Source organism: Crassaminicella profunda (assembly GCF_019884785.1).
Taxonomy (GTDB): Bacteria; Bacillota; Clostridia; order Peptostreptococcales; family Thermotaleaceae; genus Crassaminicella; species Crassaminicella profunda.
The window spans coordinates 2,465,405-2,482,211 of sequence record NZ_CP082326.1 but is presented as its reverse complement, the minus strand read 5'-3'; the positions used below and the strand labels follow the sequence as shown (position 1 = coordinate 2,482,211).

Below are 16,807 nucleotides of genomic sequence, written 5' to 3'. Positions count from 1 at the left end.
ATATGGCTAAAATAATCATTCACCAGGACAAGGTTACAGATAAAAAGGCATTAATCGAATTATGTCCTTTTAAAGCTATTGAAGTAGTTGATGGAAAAGTTGATATTAATGCAGCTTGTAAAATGTGTAAAATGTGTGTAAAAAAAGGACCTGAAGGTGTTTTTGAATATGTAGAAGACCAAGTGGTAGAAATTAACAAGGATGAGTGGAATGGAATTGTGGTATATGTTGATCATGTAGATGGAGACATACATCCTGTTACTTTTGAATTGATTGGAAAAGCAAAAGAGATGGCAGGAAAGATCAATCATCCAGTGTATTGTTTATTCATGGGTCATAATATTAAAGAAAAAGCAGATGAATTACTTCATTATGGGGTAGATGAAGTGTTTGTATATGATGATGAAGAACTAGAACATTTTAGAATAGAACCTTATACAGCAGTATTTGAAGATTTTATTAAAAACTATCAACCTACTATTGCATTAGTAGGAGGAACAACGATAGGTAGATCTTTAGCACCTAGAACAGCCGCAAGGTTCAGAACAGGGCTTACAGCAGATTGTACCATATTAGATGTACAGGAAAATACAGATTTAGATCAAATCAGGCCAGCCTTTGGTGGAAATATCATGGCACATATTCATACACCAAATCACAGACCACAGTTTGCAACGGTTAGATATAAAATATTTTCAGCACCAGAGAAAAGTGATGAAATAAACGGAAAAATTACACTATGTCATATAGATAAAGAACGATTGGCTTCAGGAATAAATGTTTTAGAAGTGAAGGAAAAAGAAAAAGTAGAAAGTATAGAAGATGCAGATGTAATTGTTGTTGCAGGTCGTGCAATTAAAAAGCAAGAAGATTTAGATATGATCAATAGATTGGCAGATTTAATAGGGGGACAAGTTGCAGGTACAAGACCACTTATTGAAGCTGGATGGATAGATGCAAGACGTCAAATTGGATTAAGTGGTAGAACGGTTAAGCCAAAGCTTATTATTACTTGTGGTGTTTCGGGTGCTATACAGTTTGTTGCAGGAATGAATAATTCCGATTGTATTATTTCAATTAATACAGATGAAAATGCGTCTATTTTCAATGTTGCTCATTATGCATTAGTAGGAGATGTTTATGAAATTATTCCTAATCTTATTGAAAAGTTAAGTGATGGTGAGTTAGATGTAGATGATTTAGTAGCAGCTACCAAATGTTAGGAGGGATTTATATGGCATATAAAAAGATTGACAAAAAAGATATAGATTTTTTAATTTCAATATGTGGAAAAGATAGGGTTTTTATTGGAGATAAAATCAATGAAGATTTTAGTCATGATGAATTGGGTGGTATCCATAAATATCCAGAAGTGTTGGTTGAAGTTTTAAGTACAGAAGAAGTATCAAAAATAATGAAGTATGCATATGAAAATCATATTCCAGTTACACCAAGGGGACAAGGAACAGGTCTTGTTGGGGCATCTGTAGCTATCCATGGTGGAATCATGATGAATTTAAGTAAAATGAATCAGATCCTTGAATTAGATGAAGAGAACTTAACTTTAACTGTTGAACCAGGAGTACTACTTATGGAAATATCAAAATTCGTAGAAGATCATGATTTATTCTATCCACCAGATCCAGGGGAGAAGAGTGCTACCATTGCAGGGAATATTAATACAAATGCAGGTGGAATGAGAGCTGTAAAATATGGGGTAACAAGAGATTATGTAAGGGGACTTGAAGTAGTACTTCCAAATGGACAAGTAATGGAAATTGGCGGAAAAATCGTTAAAAATAGTTCGGGATATAGCTTGAAAGATTTGATTGTTGGCTCTGAAGGAACATTGGCTATTGTAACAAAGGCAATACTCAAATTATTACCTTTACCTAAAAAAGCAATTAGTCTACTAATACCTTTTAAGAATCTTGAAACGGCTATTGAAACAGTACCTAAAATTATTAAAGCAAAGGTAATTCCAACAGCAATCGAGTATATGGTAAGAGATGTCATATTAGCATCAGAAGAATTTTTAGGGATGAAGTTTCCTGATCGTTCAGCAGATGCATATTTATTGTTAACATTTGATGGAAATAGTACGGAAGAAATTGAAAAGGTTTATGAAGATGTAGCACATATTTGTTTAGAAGCAGGAGCTTTAGATGTATTGATTTCAAATACACAAGAACGCCAAGAATCCATATGGAAAGCAAGAGGGGCATTCCTTGAGGCTATTAAGGCTTCAACTACTGAGATGGATGAGTGTGATGTGGTTGTACCAAGAAATAGAATTGCAGAATTTGTTAAGTTTTCAGATGAATTACAGAGAAAATGTAATGTAAGAATCAAAAGCTTTGGACATGCGGGAGACGGAAATCTTCATTTATATATTCTAAGAGATGAACTTGATGAAAAGGCTTGGAAGAAAAAGCTTGAGGAAGTATTTGAATATATGTATGAAAAAGCTAGAGAATTAGGAGGCAAGGTTTCTGGAGAACATGGTATTGGATATGCGAAAAAACCTTATCTAATGGAATCAGAAGGAAATTTAACGATGAATTTATTTAAAAATATAAAATTAGCCTTTGATCCTAAGAATATACTAAATCCAGGAAAGGTTTGTTAAAATAAATCAATTTAAGCAAATACAAAAAAGTAAGTGAATGTTTTATTCACTTACTTTTTTGCAACTCTAAGCATTAATCTTACACGAACAATCCCTCCAAGAATAGCTGATACGTTACGGATGAATGTTAAAAAATGACTTAGATTTTTACCTCCTAGGAAAATAGAATATGAAGAAAATTGTTAAAATAATATCAATGATAGACGAACTAAAAGGAATATAGAAAATATATATAGGTATATAAATCAATACATTAAAAAAATACATAATATGATTTGATTATACAATTCACTAAAATGAAAATAAATTTATACTCATAAAAAACTGAAAAAATATTAAATTCAAAAAATAGTAGACTTTGTGAAAAAATCATTGTATAATGAGTGCAGACGAAGAAAAATAAAATTTTTATATATGAATCAAAATTCACAGAAGGGGAGATGGATAAGTTGTGTCAAAGGATGTTGGAAAAAAAATTAAAGAACTAAGAAGTGCTAAAAAATTAACATTAAAAGATTTAAGTGAAAAAACAAATTTGTCTACAGGTTTTTTATCACAATTAGAAAGAGGATTAACCACCATTGCAGTCGATTCTTTAGAAAATATTTCAAAAGCGCTAGAGGTAGAGTTATCCTACTTCTTTGTATTGCATCAAAATAATAATGGAGATGTTATCCGTAGTTATGAACAAACAGTATCTCAAATTAAGGCGAATGAGTTTATATATTTTCACCTTTCAAATGATCTTGAAAACAAACGCATGCTACCTCGAATGGTAACAATACTTCCTAGTAATGAAGATGAAAATATTGAAGAATTTCAACATGAGGGAGAAGAATTTATATATGTCTTAGAAGGAATCTTAACATTGTATGTTAATCACCAAAGGTATGATTTGTATCATGGGGATAGTATGCATTTAGACTCTAATTTTGTTCATAATTGGTGTAATCATACGAATAAAATAACAAAAATATTAGTAGTTAGTGTACCCAATCCTTTTAGAAAAGATAAAAAATAAATTTTTGTTTAAATATATTTATTAAATACGAAGAAGGTAGGTGATTGTAGCAGCATAAATAAATATTTTACAAATGATTTTTGAAGTAGGTGAGGGTGAAAATTTGGGAAGAGGGTGATTTAAATTTTATATCTTAACGAAAAAGATATCTTAGGGTGTGTGTCTTTTAATGAAATAATGGATACAATTGAAGAAGCTTTTTGTGTTTATGGAAAGAAAGAATTTGAAATGCCGGATCGAATACATCTTGACTATAAGAATAAGACTTTATTATATATGCCATGTTTTTTGAATGATATCTTTGGTACAAAAATATTGACGGTATTTCCAGAAAATAGAGAGAAGCATAAGCCAGTAATAGATGGATTAATGCTCCTAAATGATTTTGAAACTGGAGAGCCTGTAGCAATAATAGATGGGAAATGTCTAACAGCGTTAAGGACTGGTGCTGTTGGAGGCGTAGGCATTAGACATACAACACCTAATGAAGTAAAAACAGTAGGATTGATTGGAGCAGGTGTGCAGGGTTTTTATCAATTACTATATGCATGTAAAGCTAGAAGTATTGAGAAAATAACTATTTTTGATGTATTCAAAGACAAATTGACGTCCTTTGTGGAAAAATTACATAAAGAACTTCCAAATGTTGAAATAAAAATTGCAGAAACTGTAGAGGATTTGCTTAAAGAATCAGAAGTTGTTATTACAACTACTACAGCGAATAATCCTGTACTGCCTGAGGAAATAGAATTACTTAGAGGAAAACATTTTATTGGAATAGGATCATATAAGCCTAATATGAGAGAATATCCAAAAGCTTTATTCTCTATATTAAATAAAGTATATATTGATACAGATTTTGCTAAAGAAGAGACGGGTGATTTAATATTCCCACTAAATAATCAGTTGCTTTCTGAGGAGCAAATAGAGACCTTTGATCATTTCTTACGCTATGAAAAAAACAAAGAAGAAATGGTAAAGAATACTACATTTTTTAAATCAGTAGGAATGGCATTGTTTGATATTGCTGTTGCGCATTTAATATATAAAAAAGCAAAGAGTAGTAATATAGGTCAAAAAATTATACTTTAATAAGGAGTGATAAAAATGATGCATTTTAAGCATTTGATCAATTGTATTGATGCCCATACGGAAGGAGAACCACTAAGAATTATTACCTCTGGATTACCGCCTATTCCTGGAAAAACTATTTTAGAAAAAAGAGAATATGTATTAGAAAATTTAGATCATTTAAGGAAAATGATGATGTTAGAACCAAGAGGACATAGTGGAATGTATGGTTGCATCCTTGTTCCTCCTGTTACAGAAGATGGAGATTTAGGGGTATTATTTACTCACAATGAAGGATTAAGTTCTATGTGTGGTCATGGAATTATTGGTGTGACAAAGGTTGCTTTAGAAACAGGAATGATTACACCAAAAGAAGGAGTAAATATTGTAAAGATCGATTCTCCAGCAGGAAGAGTTACTGCATATGCAGATGTATTGGATGGAGAAGTTGAAAGAGTTAGATTCCAAAATGTACCTTGTTTTGTATATAGGGAAAATATTATTGTAAATGTGGATGGGATAGGCGATGTGGTAGCAGATGTTGTTTATTGTGGAGCTTTTTATGTGTACTTAGATGTTACCAAGGTAGGGTTACATGTAAATGTTGAAAATGCAGAGAAATTAGTTAATGTAGGAATGGAGATTAAAAATAAGGTAATGGCCCATATGGAATTTAATCATCCAACATCAGGGGTCAATTGGCTTTATGGAACAATTTTTTATGAGCCACTAAAAAGAGCAGAAAATAAACTTCTAACAAAGAATGTATGTATTTTTGCTGAAGGACAAATTGATAGATGCCCTACAGGAACTGGAACAGGTGGAAGAGTTGCATTACATTATCAAAAAGGTGAAATGCAAAAAGGGGATATTCTTGTAAATAATAGTATTATTGATACGCCATTTGAAGCAAAGATTATAGAAGACACACAGGTCGGAGAATACAAAGCTGTTATTACAGAAGTATCAGGGACTGCGCATATTATGGGATTCAATCAATTAGTTCTTGATCCAAAAGACCCATTACCAGAAGGATTTAGAATCACTGGTGCATAAATTTAAAAGGGCGTTATAAAATAAAAGGACTGTATGGAATGATAGGATTCCATGCAGTCTTTTTGTTTCATTTTTTCAGTCAGTTAGCATAAATATGTTATAATAAAGCAGTATATAGAGTAAAAGACAAATATAGAAAACAGGTGCTAAAAATGAGTTATAAAATCAAAGAAAGTGTATTTGATCAATTTTTTAATAATCGAGAAGCATTAATTCAGCAATTTAAAAAAGGGGATATTACGAAAAAAGAATTTATTGAAGAACATTATTACTTTATTCAGAGATTAAATTTAAAGCCTTTTAAGTATCGAATCGATTCTTTTGAGAAAGGTATATATAATTACCAATACTACAATATGTTAGCCAAATATAGCTATATGAAGTCAAAGGATTCAAAATTACAACAAAAACATCCTCAATTAGTGAATAAGCTACAAAGAGATGCAAATTATTATTATAGTAAAAAGGATAAAACAACATTGAAATTACTAGAATATTTAGATTTCACAAATGTAGAAGCATACTATATTAAGGTGAAATCAAAAGGGTTAAAAGATAAATTATTTGAGATTGTTCTGATGGATTATGATCATTTTATACTACATTCTGTGAGTAGTTGGTTGCGTGATAGGTTAATGGAAGAGGGAGTATTTATAGAGGAAAAAAGAAAATCCCTCATTGATCAATATATTAATGAAAAATATTGATTTTGTTAAAATTATCCTTTCTAAAAATTTGTTAATCTACAAATACTAAGAATAGCAATGAAATGAAAGGATGTATTTTATGAATACAAGATTATATGTTATTGCAATTTCACCAGGACTCGCTTTAGCTTTAGGAATTTATCTAACAGATCGGTATGATCGAGAGCCTGTAGACTTGTTAGGAAAAACATTTCTTTTAGGAGCATTGTCTGTTATTCCAACAGCTTTTGGAGAAAAAATTTTATTGTCATTCAATATATTCGGTGGTGTTTTAGGTGCAGCGTATACAGCTTTTATTGTTGCAGGGCTTACGGAGGAATTTTTCAAAAGAGAGGTAGTATTAAGAATCGCTTATAACCATAGAGCATTTGATGAAAAACTAGATGGGATTGTTTATGCAGTTTTTTCTGCATTAGGATTTGCTACAGTGGAAAATATTATGTATGTGGTATTTCGTTTTGCAACAAATCCTTATATAGGACTTTATCGAGGGATTTTGTCTGTTCCTGCCCATATGCTCTTTGGTGTTACCATGGGATATTATCTATCCTTATCAAAATTTGCAAAACATGAGGAAATACGAAAAAGTTATTTAAAAAAGGCTTTGCTAATCCCTGCTATTCTTCACGGTATATTTGATTTTATTTTAATGGCCAACATTCCTACATTGATGATTTTCTTTATACCTTTTGTCATTTATTTATGGATTATTAATTTAAGACGTTTAAATGAATATACAAAGGAATCAAGAAGAATTTATGAAGGGATAAGGGATGAAGAGGATAAGTTTAAATAGACACGAAAAGTGTCTATTTTTTTTTGTAAACTAGTAGCCAAATCATTTTTAATGAATATGATGGTATTGCAGGAGTTTAAATGATTAGGGGGAAGACGTATGCACAAAGAAAGATTAGATATGCTTTCAGAAATTATGAAATTAGAAAACTGCTGTGTAGATTTGAATCTATATTTGGATACACATCCTACAGATCAAAATGCATTGATGCAGTATAACACATACGCTTGTCAGATTAGAGTATTAAAAGATCAGTATGAGTGTATGTATGGGCCATTATCAAACTTTGGATCAGCACAAAGCCAGTATCCATTTAAATGGATAGAAAATCCTTGGCCTTGGGAAATTGAATACTAAAGGGGGACTTTTTTATGTGGATCTATGAAAAAAAATTACAATATCCAATAAAAATAGGCTGTAAAGATCCCAAAATGGGCCAATATGTAATGACACAATTAGGAGGCCCTGACGGAGAATTATCTGCAGCTCTAACCTATTTAAATCAAAGATACAAAATGCCTACAGAAAAGTCAAAGGCATTGCTTACAGATATAGGCACAGAAGAATTAGCTCATGTTGAAATGATTCAAACTATGATTTATAAGCTTACGAAGGATGCAAGTATTGAAGAAATAAAAAAATTGGATATGGGACCTTACTATGCCATAAGAGATACTGCTGTATATCCAGCAGATAGCACAGGAAATCCTTGGACAGCAAGCTATGTTGCATCAACAGGAGATCCTATAGCAGATATATATAATGATATGGCTGCAGAAAAGAAGGCAAAGGCTGTTTATGAGAATTTGCTAAAATTAACAGATGATCCTTTATTAAAGGATTCTTTAAAATTCTTATTACAAAGAGAAATTGTACACTTTAAGCGATTTGGAGAAGCATTAAGAGATGTAGAAGAGTATAATCAAAGTAAGAAATGTTATTAATAAAACCAGGATTTTCCTGGTTTTTGTTTTTGTGTAAAATTTTTCATGAAATTAAATAAAATTGATGTTATTATTATAAAGGTAGGTGTTAATTATTTATCATCAAATAGAAAGGAAATGAAAAATGAAAATTACAACAATCGGTTATTGGGGGGCATATCCTGAAGTAAATGAAGCTACATCTGGATATCTTTTGCAATCAGATGACATGAATATTTTGATTGATTGTGGTTCAGGGGTTTTATCAAATATGCAAAATCATATAGATTTATTGGAATTAGATGCTGTGATTTTATCTCATTATCATGCAGATCATATGGCAGATATTTATTCATTACAATATGCCATAAGGATACTCATGGATTTAAAGAAGAGAGAAAAACCTTTATATATTTATGGATATAAAAAAGATAAAAAATTTGAAACACTAAATTATCATCATTATACGGTAGCTTGTCCTATTGATGAAAATAGTGCTATAAAGTTTGGAAATTTAACATGTACTTTTAGAGAGAATGTTCATGCAGATCCTTGTTTTTCTATAAGAGTAGAAAAAGAAGACAAAGCTTTTGTATATACTGCAGATACTGGATGGAGTGATGAACTTATAAAGTTTTCCCATAAGGCAGACCTACTTATTTGTGAGGCAAGCTTATACAATGAAAATTATGGAATAGTTTCAGGTCATCTTACGGCAGGGGAAGCTGGCAAAATTGCTAAAATGGCTGAGGTTAGACATTTGGTTTTATCTCATTTACCTCATTTTGGAGAACATGAACAGCTTTTAAAGCAAGCAAAAGAGAATTTTAATGGAAAAATAGAATTGGCACAAACTTCAAAAACATGGGATTTATAATAAATTTCGACAAAAAATTCTTGATATCTTTTCACAATTCATGTAGGATTACAATTAGTGAAAAAAATTTGAATGAGGTGAAGAAATGAAAAGGAAGGTTTTCGCATATTTTTTGATTTTAGCTTTATGCTTTACTATTTTAGGGACAGGTTGTAGTAAATCTAGTGGAGATACTGTGAATGAAACGAAGAGTAAAGAACCTGTTGAAGATGGTCAAGTAGTAATGGCTATAGAACATGATATGGATTCTTTAGATCCACATTTTTCGGCAGCTGCAGGAACAAAAGAAATATTATTTAATATTTTTGAAGGATTGATGAAGGCTGATGAAAAAGGGAACCTTAATCCAGCAGTAGCTCAAGATTATAGTGTATCAGAAGATGGACTGACCTATACATTCAAACTGAGAAAAGGAATAAAATTTCACAATGGTGATTTGGTAACGGTAGAAGATGTAAAATATTCTTTAGATAGAGTGATGGGTACAGAAACAGGGAAACCATTAATGCCTGATTTTGAAAAGGTAGAAAAGGTAGAGGTTGTTGATGATGAGACAATAAGTATTCAACTAAAGGAAATAGATGCTTCTTTATTAAGTAAACTGACAGTGGCAATTGTGCCAAAATCTAATGAAGAACATTTTGCGGATCATCCTATTGGAACAGGACCATTTAAGTTTGGATCATATTTGCCAGAGCAAAGCGTGACAATAGAGAAATTCAATGAGTATTGGAAGGATGGGCTTCCACACTTAGACAAGGTAGAGTTTCGGATTATGCCAGATAGAGAAGCTGCATTATTAAGTTTTAAAGCAGGAGAGATTGATATGTATCCTCGTCTTCCAAATGATCGTGTAGAAGAATTAGGAGATGGATTTGAGACTGTATCAGGACCACAAAATCTTGTGCAGTTAATGATTATGAATAATGCAAAAGAACCTTTTAATGATATACGCGTTCGTAAAGCTATTAACTATGCTGTTGATGTAGATGAAATCATAGAGGCTGTTGCTTTTGGATATGGAGAAAAGTTAGGTTCTAATATGAGCCCAGTAATGAAAAAATATTATCAAGATGGATTAGAAGATATGTATAATGTAAATATAGAGAAGGCTAAACAATTACTTAAGGAAGCAGGATATGAAGATGGATTTAAAACAAAGATCTCTATTCCTTCTAACTATCAATTTTATGTAGATATGGGAGAAGTAATTGTCCAGCAGTTAGAAAAGGTTGGTATACATGCTAAAATTGAACTTGTTGAATGGGGCGTGTGGTTAGATCGCATTTACAAGGGTAGAGACTATGATATGACAATTATTGGATTCTCAGGGAAGTTAGATCCAAATAAAATATTACGAAGATATTGTTCAAATTATAGTAAAAATCTCATGAATTATAAAAATGCAAAGTATGATCAATTAATTGAACAAGCCAATACAGAAGTTAACCAAGAAAAGAGAGCTAAAATTTATAAGGAAGCACAAAAAATATTAGCAGAAGATGCTGTATGTGTATTTATTATGGATCCACAATTTACAGTAGCTATGAATAAAAATATTAAAGGTTATAAACTATATCCTATTTATGTTCAGGATATGTCGTCTATTGATTATAAGGAATAAGCTTAGGTAGGGGAGTTATTATGAATTATTTGCTAAGGCGAGGATTTACTTTGATTATTACCCTTTTATTGATTTCAATATTTGCATTTATTCTTTTTCAACTTATACCAGGAGATCCAGCTATGACCATTCTTGGATTAGATGCTGAGCAAGGGCAAATAGAAGCTTTAAGGTCGCAAATGGGCTTAGATTTGCCAGTAACACAAAGATACCTAAAATGGATGGTAAATGTATTTAAAGGAGATTTAGGGCAGTCTGTTCATTTTTCTATGCCTGTAAAAGAGTTGATAGGAAGTAGACTCCCCGTAACCTTGTCTTTAGCTGTAATGGCTATAGGGATTGCTACCATTGTAGCGATCCCTCTTGGTATTTTATCAGCCAAAGCCCATGGTAAATGTGTAGATATTGTGATTTCAATTTTTACCCAATTAGGAATGGCCATTCCTTCCTTTTGGTTGGGAATTATATTAATTTATTTATTTGGATTAAAATTAGAGTGGTTTGCTCCAGGTGAATATATCCCATGGAGTGAAAGTATATGGGGTGCTCTCTGGACACTACTTTTACCATCTATAGCTATAGCTATACCTGTTATTGCTGTACTTGTAAGATATCTGAGAACGTCTTTACTTGAGCAACTAAAACTTGATTATGTAAGAACTGCTTACAGCAAAGGACTAAAGGAAAAAGCAATCGTTTATAAACACGTTTTTAAAAATGCATTGATACCAGTAGTAACTATTATGGGGATGATTATTACGAGCGTACTTGGAGGTAGCTTGGTAGTAGAACAAGTATTTTCTTTACCTGGATTAGGAAGACTACTAATTTCATCCATTCAGTATCGGGATTTTCTTCTTATTCAAGGAATGGTTATGTATATTGCTGTTGCAGTCATTTTAGTGAATTTTTTGATAGATATATTATATAAGGTACTGGATCCTAGGATTCAAATGAAATAGGTGAAAATATGAAACTTAAAAATAATTTTAATTTATATATAGGAATATTTCTTGTAGCGGTGCTTTTATTTTTAATGATTGTGAGTGTCTTTTACACGCCGTATGATGTAAATGGAATGGTCATTAAAGAACGATTCCAAGGACCGAGTATGAAACACCTTATGGGTACGGATAATTTTGGACGGGATATTTTAAGTCGTATTATGAAAGGTGCACAAACAGCATTTTTAGTGGGAATTATTTCTGTAGCCATATCTTTCATATTTGGAACATTAATTGGTGCTATAGCAGGTTATATGGGTGGATGGATGGATGAAATTATTATGCGATTTATTGATGCTCTAATGGCATTTCCAAGTATATTACTAGCTTTGGTATTTATCGCTGTATTTGGACCATCCACACAAAATACCATTATAGCTATAGGCATTCGTGGAATTCCTACCTTTGCACGTATTGCAAGAAGTGGCTTTGTGCAATATAAGGAGTTTGAATTTGTAAAGGCTGCAAAATCAATAGGAGCAGGGCATCTACGCATTATGTTTATACATATACTACCCAATATAGTATCTTCTTTAATTATTGCTGCATCAATGGGATTTGCAAATGCAGTATTAGCTGAAGCAGGACTGAGCTATCTAGGATTAGGGGTACAACCCCCTGATCCTAGCTGGGGAAGAATGTTAAAAGAAGCTCAAAACTATATTATAAAAGCTCCATGGTATACCTTAGCTCCTGGAATGATGATTACCATGTCTGTATTAGGATTTAATCTATTAGGAGACGGAATCCGAGATATTAGAGATCCACGTGGGTAGGAGGAAAATATATGGATACTTTGTTAAAGGTAGATGATTTACATATAGGTTTTTCTACAAAGGAAGGCATTTTTTCAGCTGTTGAAGAAAATTCTTTCTCTGTTAAAAGAGGGGAAATACTAGGAATCGTTGGAGAATCAGGATGTGGAAAGAGTATTACCTCATTAGCTATAATGGGATTACTTCCAAAGCATGCAAAGATTATAAAAGGAGAAATTGTTTTTGGAGGAAAGAATATTATATCTTTAGAGAAGGAAGAAAGAAGGAAGCTAAGAGGTAAGGAAATGGCTATGATTTTTCAAGAGCCTATGACTTCTCTAAATCCAGTTCTTAGGATTGGAGATCAAATTATAGAGGGGTTGATTCTACATACAGGCATATCAAAGAAAGGGGCAAAAGAAAAAGCTCTAGAGATGATGACAAAAGTTGGATTACCCAGACCAAATCAAATATATGATGCATATCCTCATGAACTTTCAGGAGGGATGAGACAAAGAATCATGATTGCCATGGCCTTAATTTGCAAACCCAAACTATTGATTGCAGATGAGCCAACTACAGCTTTAGATGTAACTATTCAGGCACAGATTTTACGATTGATGAAGAGAATGAATAAGGAAATGGAAACGGCAATGATTTTTATTTCTCATGATATTGGCGTGATTTCTAAAATGTGTCATCGGGTAATTGTCATGTATGCAGGACATATTTTTGAAAAGATCAGTGCAGAAAAGATTATAAAAAATGGTATACATCCATATACAAAGGGATTGATGGAATGTATTCCTACACCTGAAAAGCGTGGGAAATCTTTGTATGCAATTCCAGGAAGAGTTCCTTCTTTATCTGAGCGTAATAAAGGATGTCCATTTGCATTAAGGTGTCCGAAAGCCTTTAAACAATGTCACAATGAAAAGCCAAATATGAAAAGAGTCGGTGAAGGGCATCACGTGAGATGTTTTTTGGTACAATAAGAAGGAGAGAAGCACATGTCACAGAAAGACTTTGTACAGGTAGAAAATCTTTGTAAATATTATCCTGTTCCTAAAAAGAAATTTTGGGAAAAGAGAAGATATGTAAGAGCAGTAGACAATGTTTCTTTTTCTATACAAAGGGGCGAAACCTTTGGGTTAGTAGGAGAAAGTGGATGTGGAAAATCAACAACAGGATTTATGATCAATGGATTACTTCATACTACTTGTGGAAACATACGATTTGATGGTAAGGATATCACCCTTACTAAAGAAAAAGAAATTCGTGAAAAAATGCAAGTGGTTTTTCAAGATCCCTATGCTTCTTTAAACCCTAAAAAAAAGATTGGATGGATTTTAGAAGAACCTCTTTTGATTCATAAAAAATATAGCAAAGAAAAAAGGTATCAGAAAGTATCCCAGATGATGGAATTAGTAGGCTTTGATGAAAGTTTTAAAAATCGCTATCCTCATGAATTAAGTGGAGGACAAAGGCAGCGAATAGGTATTGCAAGAGCATTGATGCTAAGTCCTCAGTTCATCATTTTAGATGAACCTGTTTCAGCTTTAGATGTTTCTGTGCAGGCACAAATATTAAATCTTTTAAAAGAGCTACAGTCAAAGCTTGGGTTAACTTATTTATTTATATCACATGATTTGAACGTAGTACATTATATGTGTGATCGTGTAGGGGTTATGTATTCAGGGAAAATTGTTGAAACGTCTTCAGTTGAGAAGATTTATGAAAGGGCTGTGCATCCTTATACAAAGCTATTATTATCTACTATTCCTTCTAAAAACATAGATTTTGATGAAAATCAAATGCTTTTAAAAGAAGAACTAAGTTTAGAAAATCATAAAAATGGATGTGCATTTTATCCGAGATGTCCTTATAGAATGGAAATATGTCAAACCAGATTTCCAGAACTCAGAGAAATAGAAAAAGGACATTATGCTACTTGTCACCTTTATCATGAAGATTGAAAATATCTTTTTCTGATAGGTTTGGCTTTAAATTCAAAACTTTCAGAAGAAGATATTTTTTTTATTAGAAATCCATATTGAACAACATATAAAGATATGGTACTCTAGTATGAGTATAATCAAAAATCTAGCAAAGGTTGGGATACTTCATGATGCATAATATTGAGGCTGTTATTTTTGATTTAGATGGGACATTAGTAGATTCTATGTGGATCTGGAAACAAATAGATATAGATTACTTGGGGAAAAGAGGAATTGCATTACCTGAGGACTTACAGAAAATAATAGAAGGCATGAGCTTTACAGAGACAGCCAACTATTTTAAAGAAAGATTCAAATTAGAGGATGACATCGATGAAATTAAAGATGAATGGATGAAAATGACAAGGGATTATTATGAAAATAAGATCCCCTTAAAGATAGGGGTACACCCTTTATTAATGAAATTAAAAAATAAAGGGATAAAAATAGGCGTTGGAACAAGCAATGCAAGAGAATTAGCAGAAGTAGTTCTTAAAAAAAATAATATTATTGAGTTTTTTCATACCATTCGTACGAGTTGTGAAGTGAAGAAGGGAAAGCCAAATCCAGATATTTTTCTAAAGGTTGCAGAGGATTTAGGTGTTACACCTGATAAATGTCTAGTTTTTGAAGATACTTATGCAGGTGTACTTGCAGGAAAAAGAGCTGGTATGAAGGTTTTTGCTGTTGCAGATGAAACGTCATATCTGTACAAAGATGATATCAGCTCATTAGCAGATGAATATTTAGAAGGATTTGAAGGGATTGCATAAGCCGAGTAAAAACTCGGCTTTTTAGCTGAATTCGAGATAGATATTATATTTTTTAGCATGTCAATGCAAGTGTGATGGAAAGATCTTTTTCATCCGAAATGAGTTGTTATAGATGAAAGATAAAAAAGTTGCAAATAATAGATGATATAACAATTAGATGAATGACAAATGATAGAAAAATAATATGAGAAATTTAGGAGGAAATTATGAAGAAAAAAGATATTATAGAACTGAAAATACAAGATTTAGAATTTCCATTAAAGGGAGTAGGGTATTATGAAAATAAAAAAATATTTGTCAAAAATGCCATACCAGGACAAGTTGTTCGCATTTTAATAAAGAAAGTTCGAAAAGACCACGCAGAAGGAAAATTATTAGAAGTAATTGAGCGAGCTTCTACAGAAGTAGAATCTTTTTGTGAGCATTTTGGAAATTGTGGAGGATGTAGTTACCAAACAATTCCTTATGAAAAACAGATGAAAATGAAAGCGGATCTAGTAAAAGGGCTACTAGATGAAGCTGGTATAATGGGTTATGAATTTTTAGGAATTGAACCCAGTCCAGAAGTATTTGCCTATAGAAACAAAATGGAATATTCTTTTGGAAACGAGAAAAAAGGTGGAGAATTGAACTTAGGCATGCATAAAAAAGGAAAATTTCGTGATGTTGTAACGGTAGATCACTGTAAGATTGTAGATGAAGATTTTAATATGATTCTTGCAACTATGTTAAATTATTTCCGGGGAAAAGATGTACCTTTATATAATAATAAGACTCATGAGGGTTATTTAAGACACTTCATTGTAAGAAAAGCAAAGAAAACAAAAGAGATTGTAATCAACCTTGTAACAAGTACACAAATTACATTTGATATGACTGAATTAGTAGAAATCATGAAAAACTTAAATTTAACAGGAAAACTTGTAGGATTTATACATACCTTTAATGATAATATTGCAGATACAGTAGTGAATGAGCATACAAAAGTTTTGTGGGGACAAGACTTTTTTACAGAAGAAATATTAGGTCTTAAATTTAAAATATCAGCTTTTTCCTTTTTCCAAACCAATTCATTAGGCGCAGAAAAGTTATACAGTATGGTACTAGATTTTATGGGAGATGCAGATAATAAAAATGTATTTGACTTATACTGTGGAACAGGAACTATTGGTCAAATCGTAGCAAAAAAAGCAAAGACGGTTATGGGGATTGAACTTATAGAAGAAGCAGTAGAAGCTGCTAACAAAAATGCTCAAATGAATGGACTCAAGAACTGCCACTTTATAGCAGGGGATGTACTCAAAAAAATTGATGAACTAACAACCAAACCAGACATTATTATCTTAGATCCACCTCGTGTAGGAGTTCATCCAAAAGCATTAAAGAAGGTACTAGCTTATAGGGCACCTGAGATCATTTATGTATCCTGCAACCCAAGAAGTTTAGCGGAGAATCTTATAGATGTACAAAAGGCAGGATATAAGGTGAAGACGGTGAAATGTATGGATATGTTTCCACATACACCGCATGTGGAGGCGGTTGTGCAGTTAATTAAAAAATAATCAATATTCAAT

General features: G+C 32.1%; 17 protein-coding genes. All 17 read left to right on the top strand.

What is annotated here, in order from left to right:
* The first annotated feature begins 2 nt into the window (after positions 1 to 2).
* The 17 genes from K7H06_RS11780 (at position 3) to rlmD (ending at position 16,795) form a co-directional block, all read left to right on the top strand.
* Positions 3 to 1,223, top strand: a complete 1,221-nt coding sequence (locus K7H06_RS11780) for an electron transfer flavoprotein subunit alpha/FixB family protein (protein ID WP_223036246.1) — start codon at positions 3 to 5, stop codon at positions 1,221 to 1,223.
* Between the two features lie 11 nt (positions 1,224 to 1,234).
* Positions 1,235 to 2,629: an FAD-binding oxidoreductase gene (locus tag K7H06_RS11775; protein ID WP_223036245.1), complete on the top strand. Its 1,395-nt coding sequence runs from the start codon at positions 1,235 to 1,237 to the stop codon at positions 2,627 to 2,629.
* 451 nt (positions 2,630 to 3,080) lie between these two features.
* On the top strand, positions 3,081 to 3,650 hold the full coding sequence (locus K7H06_RS11770; RefSeq protein WP_223036244.1) for a helix-turn-helix domain-containing protein: 570 nt from the start codon (positions 3,081 to 3,083) through the stop codon (positions 3,648 to 3,650).
* Positions 3,651 to 3,809: 159 nt separating this feature from the next.
* A complete protein-coding gene (locus K7H06_RS11765; RefSeq protein WP_223036243.1) occupies positions 3,810 to 4,742 on the top strand; it encodes an ornithine cyclodeaminase family protein in 933 nt (310 codons plus the stop codon).
* Between the two features lie 15 nt (positions 4,743 to 4,757).
* Positions 4,758 to 5,777, top strand: a complete 1,020-nt coding sequence (locus K7H06_RS11760; RefSeq protein WP_246637520.1) for a proline racemase family protein — start codon at positions 4,758 to 4,760, stop codon at positions 5,775 to 5,777.
* A 152-nt stretch (positions 5,778 to 5,929) separates the two neighbouring features.
* Complete coding sequence (locus K7H06_RS11755) at positions 5,930 to 6,484, top strand: DUF6648 family protein (protein WP_223036242.1); 555 nt, start codon at positions 5,930 to 5,932, stop codon at positions 6,482 to 6,484.
* A 79-nt stretch (positions 6,485 to 6,563) separates the two neighbouring features.
* Positions 6,564 to 7,280: a PrsW family intramembrane metalloprotease gene (locus K7H06_RS11750; RefSeq protein ID WP_223036241.1), complete on the top strand. Its 717-nt coding sequence runs from the start codon at positions 6,564 to 6,566 to the stop codon at positions 7,278 to 7,280.
* A 99-nt stretch (positions 7,281 to 7,379) separates the two neighbouring features.
* Complete coding sequence (locus K7H06_RS11745) at positions 7,380 to 7,637, top strand: spore coat protein CotJB (RefSeq protein ID WP_223036240.1); 258 nt, start codon at positions 7,380 to 7,382, stop codon at positions 7,635 to 7,637.
* Between the two features lie 14 nt (positions 7,638 to 7,651).
* Complete coding sequence (locus tag K7H06_RS11740; RefSeq protein WP_223036239.1) at positions 7,652 to 8,224, top strand: manganese catalase family protein; 573 nt, start codon at positions 7,652 to 7,654, stop codon at positions 8,222 to 8,224.
* A 124-nt stretch (positions 8,225 to 8,348) separates the two neighbouring features.
* Positions 8,349 to 9,080, top strand: coding sequence for an MBL fold metallo-hydrolase (locus K7H06_RS11735; protein ID WP_223036238.1), 732 nt, complete (start codon positions 8,349 to 8,351; stop codon positions 9,078 to 9,080).
* Between the two features lie 85 nt (positions 9,081 to 9,165).
* Entirely contained in the window at positions 9,166 to 10,704 is a 1,539-nt protein-coding gene (locus K7H06_RS11730) for an ABC transporter substrate-binding protein (RefSeq protein WP_223036237.1), read from the top strand.
* Between the two features lie 20 nt (positions 10,705 to 10,724).
* Positions 10,725 to 11,666 (top strand): ABC transporter permease, encoded by a 942-nt coding sequence (locus K7H06_RS11725; protein ID WP_223036236.1) that lies wholly within the window; start codon positions 10,725 to 10,727, stop codon positions 11,664 to 11,666.
* Between the two features lie 8 nt (positions 11,667 to 11,674).
* Positions 11,675 to 12,484, top strand: a complete 810-nt coding sequence (locus K7H06_RS11720) for an ABC transporter permease (protein ID WP_223036235.1) — start codon at positions 11,675 to 11,677, stop codon at positions 12,482 to 12,484.
* An 11-nt stretch (positions 12,485 to 12,495) separates the two neighbouring features.
* The gene (locus K7H06_RS11715) at positions 12,496 to 13,458 is read left to right on the top strand and encodes an ABC transporter ATP-binding protein (RefSeq protein ID WP_223036234.1); all 963 of its coding nucleotides are present in this window, start codon (positions 12,496 to 12,498) and stop codon (positions 13,456 to 13,458) included.
* A 15-nt stretch (positions 13,459 to 13,473) separates the two neighbouring features.
* On the top strand, positions 13,474 to 14,439 hold the full coding sequence (locus K7H06_RS11710) for an ABC transporter ATP-binding protein (protein WP_223036233.1): 966 nt from the start codon (positions 13,474 to 13,476) through the stop codon (positions 14,437 to 14,439).
* A gap of 152 nt (positions 14,440 to 14,591) precedes the next feature.
* Complete coding sequence (locus K7H06_RS11705) at positions 14,592 to 15,233, top strand: HAD family hydrolase (protein ID WP_281425999.1); 642 nt, start codon at positions 14,592 to 14,594, stop codon at positions 15,231 to 15,233.
* A 206-nt stretch (positions 15,234 to 15,439) separates the two neighbouring features.
* Positions 15,440 to 16,795: a 23S rRNA (uracil(1939)-C(5))-methyltransferase RlmD gene (gene rlmD, locus K7H06_RS11700; protein ID WP_223036231.1), complete on the top strand. Its 1,356-nt coding sequence runs from the start codon at positions 15,440 to 15,442 to the stop codon at positions 16,793 to 16,795.
* Positions 16,796 to 16,807: the final 12 nt, after the last annotated feature.

Bases quoted from the DNA above. Each gene is read 5' to 3' on its own strand.
- K7H06_RS11745 (WP_223036240.1), top strand. From the start codon at position 7,380: ATGCACAAAGAAAGATTAGATATGCTTTCAGAAATTATGAAATTAGAA.
- rlmD (WP_223036231.1), top strand. From the start codon at position 15,440: ATGAAGAAAAAAGATATTATAGAACTGAAAATACAAGATTTAGAATTT.
- K7H06_RS11720 (WP_223036235.1), top strand. From the start codon at position 11,675: ATGAAACTTAAAAATAATTTTAATTTATATATAGGAATATTTCTTGTA.
- K7H06_RS11780 (WP_223036246.1), top strand. From the start codon at position 3: ATGGCTAAAATAATCATTCACCAGGACAAGGTTACAGATAAAAAGGCA.
- K7H06_RS11710 (WP_223036233.1), top strand. From the start codon at position 13,474: ATGTCACAGAAAGACTTTGTACAGGTAGAAAATCTTTGTAAATATTAT.
- K7H06_RS11725 (WP_223036236.1), top strand. From the start codon at position 10,725: ATGAATTATTTGCTAAGGCGAGGATTTACTTTGATTATTACCCTTTTA.
- K7H06_RS11740 (WP_223036239.1), top strand. From the start codon at position 7,652: ATGTGGATCTATGAAAAAAAATTACAATATCCAATAAAAATAGGCTGT.
- K7H06_RS11730 (WP_223036237.1), top strand. From the start codon at position 9,166: ATGAAAAGGAAGGTTTTCGCATATTTTTTGATTTTAGCTTTATGCTTT.
- K7H06_RS11775 (WP_223036245.1), top strand. From the start codon at position 1,235: ATGGCATATAAAAAGATTGACAAAAAAGATATAGATTTTTTAATTTCA.
- K7H06_RS11735 (WP_223036238.1), top strand. From the start codon at position 8,349: ATGAAAATTACAACAATCGGTTATTGGGGGGCATATCCTGAAGTAAAT.
- K7H06_RS11715 (WP_223036234.1), top strand. From the start codon at position 12,496: ATGGATACTTTGTTAAAGGTAGATGATTTACATATAGGTTTTTCTACA.
- K7H06_RS11750 (WP_223036241.1), top strand. From the start codon at position 6,564: ATGAATACAAGATTATATGTTATTGCAATTTCACCAGGACTCGCTTTA.
- K7H06_RS11705 (WP_281425999.1), top strand. From the start codon at position 14,592: ATGCATAATATTGAGGCTGTTATTTTTGATTTAGATGGGACATTAGTA.
- K7H06_RS11760 (WP_246637520.1), top strand. From the start codon at position 4,758: ATGATGCATTTTAAGCATTTGATCAATTGTATTGATGCCCATACGGAA.
- K7H06_RS11755 (WP_223036242.1), top strand. From the start codon at position 5,930: ATGAGTTATAAAATCAAAGAAAGTGTATTTGATCAATTTTTTAATAAT.